Origin of the sequence: Protofrankia sp. CiT1 (assembly GCF_917627335.1) — a bacterium.
Classification (GTDB): Bacteria; Actinomycetota; Actinomycetes; order Frankiales; family Frankiaceae; genus Protofrankia.
Genome location: NZ_CAKJTP010000209.1, coordinates 1 through 5,465, shown reverse-complemented (window position 1 = coordinate 5,465; position 5,465 = coordinate 1). Strand labels below are relative to the sequence as shown.

Sequence of the window (5,465 nt, the reverse complement as noted above, 5' to 3'; positions counted from 1 at the left end):
GCCGGCTCACGAGCTCGTCCAAAGGGACAACGGTGACGGACACCGCGAGCCGGTCGCCGACCCGGTCCTGTAGCAGGCGGTGGGCCCGGGCCAGGTCGTTTGTTGCCGGTTGCCGGGCGGCGGCGACACGCAGCTCCACCTCGCCACGCCGTTCCTGCCGGAACTGGAACCTGTCGAAGACCGCGAATGCGCTGTCGTGGAAGTTCAAGGCAGCGGTGGAGATCGGTTCGTCATCGGCCCCGTAGACCAAGGACTGATCCCACCGGCCGCGAATTTCGGTCAGTACGGGGAACGGTGAACCACATACACACCGTGCACCCTCAGAATCCGGTGATCGGAGTGTCCCCCCATCCTCGGTGTCGTAACGCACGAGGGGCATGGCGGTGTTTGTCATTCCGGTTCCGATGATCCGGCCAGCGACGATCTCGGCTACGCCATAGGTAGGCGTGACATGGTAGACGCCGACCCGGCGCGGGCACTCGCCTGCGAACACCACTTTCTCGCTCTGCCCGTACCAGCGCACCACCGGGGCACCGAAGACATCCCGCAAGAGCGGCAGCTGCCAGTCAAAGGCGCCCTCGCTGGCGAGTAGAACTGCCCGGATTCTGCTCAGTTCCGGGTACGGTCCGGTTCGTGCCACCCAACGCGCGAAGGGCGTCACAGCCGACGGATACCCCCAGATCGCCACCGGCCGGAAGTCCCGAATTCGATCCAGGAGCTCGGTGAACGTTCGATCAGACAAATGGAATGGCGAGACCAGGAACTGGTTGTACGTGGGCTGGAACAGGATGGGACGACCGGCGAAGCCTTCACCGAGGCTGCCACCCCGAAAAGTGATCTTCGGGTCGGTTGGCCGTACACCTACCCGACCCCACACGTACGCGATATGTGCCCATTCGGTGAAAAAGGACGGGTAGGATATTCTGAGATCGAGGGGCCGTCCGCCGGTGCCGCCGGTGGTGACTCGCCGAGCTGGCACTCCTGGATGGGCGAAGGATCCGACAACCTGACGAACCGCCTCCTTGGTCAGTATGGGAAGGTCATCAAGCGAACCGTGCAGGTATTCCGGGCGCGCCCGGTAGTAGGGCACCGATCGAAGCCATCTGTGTTGGAACCTGCTCAGCCGGGCCAACTGCCACTCCCGGACTTCGGCCGCGTCGGCCATTTCCAACCGGGCGAGCGTACGAAGGTGCGCCTGGACGAGTGGGCTGGTGTACGCAGCCGCGAATGCCGTGGCCGCGGCCCGTGATCCGAACAACGAGGTGGTCTTCATCGATGCACTGCCGTACGCGGCTCGTGTTCGATGTGCCCCTTCCAGGCGAAGTGTGGTTCGGCATGCAGAGTAACCTCGACCGGCAACGCCCCGAGACGGACGTTCCACGGATCATGATCGGAAACGACCTGGATCTCACGCCAGTTACCGGAGGCCAACGGAAGGCTTCGACACATGAACGCCTGGCGGACCACCGGCACCCGATCCGGGTCGAAGCCAAACAGGTAGGTGACAACCGCGTCAACGGCGGCGGGGATCGTCCCGCAGGCGAGCAACCGGGAGGGAAGTGCATCCGGGTTCATCGGACCGTTACGATGACCCGCGATCACCCCATCCACAAGGACGATGTGTCGCCGGTTCGGGTCCGGGGTGTGAGCCACCGTGCCATCCGCACGGCCGTATTCCACAATCTTGTTCAGGTCCAGGCACATGCGCCACACCGTGTCGTTACCCCACCAGTTGCCGCTGCGCACGACGCTGTCGCCGTCCCCGAACACCTGGCTGCCGCCACGCCGAGCAACTCGCAATATGCCGCCACCCAGGCGAGGGGCGGCCAGCGCCACCCGTTGGAGCTTGGTCGCAACAGCCCGCTCAAGGGAGTGCCGGGTATTTCGACTGGGATGCTCGTCACCGCCGCTGTCGGGCCGACCCTCCGTATGATGCGGCAACCAGTTCTTGTCCGCGTTGACCCCGACGAGGTTTTTGAGCCCAAGCGTGATCCCAGCTTTCTTGTGACTTTTCAACTTCGGGAGGTTGACCACGAGGTCAGATCGCATCACAGTGCCGGACAGCAGGTACGCGTGCCGACCTCCACGGTGGTGAAAATTCACCACGCGGCTGTCATAATCAGCACCATAGTAGCGGCCGGTGCCACTGTGACCGACAAACTCGCTGGCCGCGGCGAGGTCGAAGGACATCTCGCCACCGGGATCACCCACCAGGCGGTGCCTGGCCACGACAACGTCATCGACCGTCGTCCATTCCTCCTTCCGTAGGTCGATCAGGTCCAACGTGAATCCGCGCTCCCGATAAAAACGCTGCAGGTCGTCCATGCCGAGTATGTGCATGATCGCGGAGAATGACGAATCAGTCTGTGGTGCGTCAGCGACGACCACCCGTCCAGTGGGCCCGACCGCGGTGAAGGCATAGTCGGCGACGGCCCGGACCACCGAGCCGTGCGTGAGTATGTAACGCCATCCACCGGAATCACGCGGATGGCGCTCCCGCACCAGATTTGGTTTGAGTACGACCGTTCCGCCCGGTCCGACAAAATCACCTAGTGGATTCCAGCGGGCCGTTTCCACGTACGCGGCGTCCATCCCGGCCAGTGCCAGTACCCGGCGGACCCCAGAGTACACCGGGTTCTTGCTGGGGCTGAGGTGATCGTGCGTGTACTCGGGATATGCCGTATCAGGGGAGAAGGGCGCCGCGTCCGGGTAGGAGGCGACCTCGGTGCGCGTTACCGATACCTGATACTGGGCAACATGTTCGGGCATTCCCTGCCTTCTTGGTAGGAGCGCCGGCCAAAGTACAATGACGGCTGCGGTAACGGTGCGTCGGATGTTTTGATCATCTATAGGATGGTAGGCGAGCGCCTGAAGTCGATCATTTGATGCACCTAGGGTAGCAGATGATTCACTGAAAGTGATAATCTTGCTGTGTCGGGCATGTTAAGGCTCGAGCGGTCTGATGGACCAAGAGAACCTGGCAGGTCATCCCGCCCTGCCCCAGCAGACCGCGCTCCGCTAGGGCAGGGGTTTTCTCGCCCCGCGCGTGGCTCTGCTTCGGGGCATGCACTGTTGATATTTATCTAATTTAGTAAAAGAATTATTGCCCTTCAAGGATCGTCGCGTCGGTGTTGCTGTTTCGAGATGTTCTTCGGGCACAATATGTGATGTGAAAAATCCTTTCCGTAGTGATCGATTGGCGGAACTGCCTGACCCGGCTGGCACCGTGCTGTTGCTCGCGCCTTCGCTTGGACTTGGTGGCGGTATCGAGCGGTACCTCTCCACCGTTGTCCGCGCACTCGAGGGGTCGGGCGCAAAGGTCCACAGGATCGATCTGCTCACTCCTGGGCACCACCCCACCCCGGCCGCCAAGGCGGTCTTCGTTGCTCGTGCGCTTGCTGTCGCTCGGCGCCACCGCCCTGTTGAGTGCCTGCTGATAGGGCATCCCGGTTTCATGCCGGTAGCTGTCCCGGTAACGGGTCTGGCCCGTCCGCGCCGGTCGTTCGTCGCGTTCTATGGCACAGACATCTGGGGTACTCCGTCGCTGCGTCGAACACTGCTCATGCGGCTGTCGGGGGCAAGCCCTCTGACGATCAGCAGCTTCAGTGCGGGTGCCTTATCGTCTCTTGGTCTCCCAGCGGTCCTCCCACCGGGGATCGATCCGCTGTGGCGACGGACTCTGCTGGAGGCCACCCGGCAGTCCAGCCCAGACCTCCCATCGACGGTACTATCCGTCTTTCGGCTTTCGGACTGGCGTGGAAAAGGCCTACCGGAGCTGGCCGGAGCCGTCGTGCAGGTTCGGGAGCGGCTTGGCGAAGTGCGCCTGATCGTGGCGGGGCAGGGACCGGCCCCAGCCGAGCTGGTCGAGTTGCTTGATCGCGTGCAAGCCGAGCTGCGGGTCTCACCGTCTGACGCTGAGCTCGCGGAGCTCTACGCAAAGGCGGGCCTGTTCGCCCTGTGTACCCGTACCCGAGTAGGGCATCCGTCCAGTGGTGAGGGCTTCGGCATCGTCCTGGTCGAGGCGCAGCTTGCGGGTTGCCCGGTCATCGCGCCATTCTCCGGCGGCTCGGCCGATGCCTATGTTGCCGGGCTGACCGGTTGGTCGCCGGTAGACGAGTCCACGCAGGCCCTGGCCGATCTGCTACTGAGGCTGTTGTCCGACCCTGTGCGTTGTGCCGCAGCCGGCCTACGCGCCCGGGAATGGGCACGGACGGTAACTGAACCTGTGGCATATGCGGAGCAGGCGTGTCGACTTCTTCTGGGCGCCACGACGTCATCCGGCGCTGTGTCCGAATGTCGGCCGGTTTCGCACGTGCACAGCGCCGACGACGGGCAGGTCGCCGACTCGATCCCGCTGCGCTAACCGGGGGCGAGTCGGCAATCGAGGGGACTGGGAACAACTACGCTGATCGGGTCAGTGGCGGAACAGCCGATGATCCGCGTTGTCCGCCCGCTCGAGGTCATTGCGTTCGGCGGCGAGGTCAGCATCCACCATCATCTGGATGAGAGCCTTGAATCCAACGGCTGGTCGCCAGCCGAGCGCATCCCGCGCCTTGGCCGCGTCACCGACAAGCACATCCACCTCCGCCGGACGTAGGAATCGCGGGTCCTGGATGACGTATGCGCTCCAGTCATCGATGCCGACGTGGCCGAACGCCGTGTCGAGAAGCTCACGGATCGAGTGCGTCTCGCCGGTAGCGACAACGTAGTCCTCGGGGGCGTCGCGCTGGAGCATCCGCCACATGGCGTCGACGTAGTCGCCGGCAAAACCCCAGTCGCGGCGTGCGTCAAGATTGCCGAGTGTAATCTTTTCCTGTACGCCCAGCGCGATCCGTGCCACACCGCGACTGATTTTCCGGGTCACGAACTCCACGCCGCGCCGCGGGCTCTCATGATTGAAAAGAATACCGGACACGGCGTACGCGCCGTAGGATTCACGGTAGTTGACACTGATGTAGTGGCCAAAGGTCTTGGCAACCCCGTACGGCGAGCGCGGGTGGAACGGTGTGGTCTCGCGCTGCGGGGTCTCCCGCACCTTGCCAAACATTTCCGAGCTCGATGCCTGATAAAAGCGGATTCGATCCATTTCGTCCGAAGTGACTATCCGGATCGCCTCCAGCATGCGCAGGACGCCGATGCCGGTTGTCTCGCCGGTCAGTTCCGCCTGCCGCCACGACAGCCCGACGAACGAGATTGCGCCCAGATTGTAGACCTCGTCCGGTTGTGCGATTTCGACCGCTCCGATGAGGGATGGCAGGTCTGTCAGGTCTCCCTCCAGCAGCCGGATCCCCGGCAGCGCCTTCTCAACCATCGCGATCTTCGGATTCGATTGTCCGCGAACGAGGCCGAATACCTCGTATCCCTTGTCGCTCAGCAACTCACCCAGGTAGAGGCCGTCCTGGCCGGTGATGCCGGTGATCAGCGCGCGTGGCATGCGATGTCCTCCCTATTGCGACTCAAGGTGT

The 5,465-nt window shown here is 63.2% G+C and carries 4 protein-coding genes; 1 reads left to right on the top strand and 3 read right to left on the bottom strand.

Annotation, left to right across the window (positions count from 1 at the left end; translation table 11 throughout):
- Together MJ785_RS20040 and MJ785_RS20035 are read right to left on the bottom strand one after the other, a co-directional pair.
- Positions 1-1,273: phenylacetate--CoA ligase family protein (locus MJ785_RS20040; protein ID WP_239382261.1), on the bottom strand; the 1,273-nt coding region annotated here is incomplete at its 3' end.
- Entirely contained in the window at positions 1,270-2,769 is a 1,500-nt protein-coding gene (locus MJ785_RS20035; protein WP_239382259.1) for a DUF362 domain-containing protein, read from the bottom strand. The genes MJ785_RS20035 and MJ785_RS20040, both read right to left, overlap by 4 nt.
- A 427-nt stretch (positions 2,770-3,196) precedes the next feature.
- Between MJ785_RS20035 and MJ785_RS20030 the strand changes: the two genes are divergently transcribed.
- A complete protein-coding gene (locus MJ785_RS20030) occupies positions 3,197-4,363 on the top strand; it encodes a glycosyltransferase family 4 protein (RefSeq protein WP_239382257.1) in 1,167 nt (388 codons plus the stop codon).
- Positions 4,364-4,414: 51 nt separating this feature from the next.
- Here the strand turns inward: MJ785_RS20030 and MJ785_RS20025 are convergent, their stop codons facing one another.
- Entirely contained in the window at positions 4,415-5,434 is a 1,020-nt protein-coding gene (locus MJ785_RS20025; RefSeq protein ID WP_239346274.1) for a GDP-mannose 4,6-dehydratase, read from the bottom strand.
- Positions 5,435-5,465: the final 31 nt, after the last annotated feature.

Bases quoted from the DNA above. Each gene is read 5' to 3' on its own strand.
- MJ785_RS20035 (WP_239382259.1), bottom strand. From the start codon at position 2,769: ATGCCCGAACATGTTGCCCAGTATCAGGTATCGGTAACGCGCACCGAG.
- MJ785_RS20025 (WP_239346274.1), bottom strand. From the start codon at position 5,434: ATGCCACGCGCGCTGATCACCGGCATCACCGGCCAGGACGGCCTCTAC.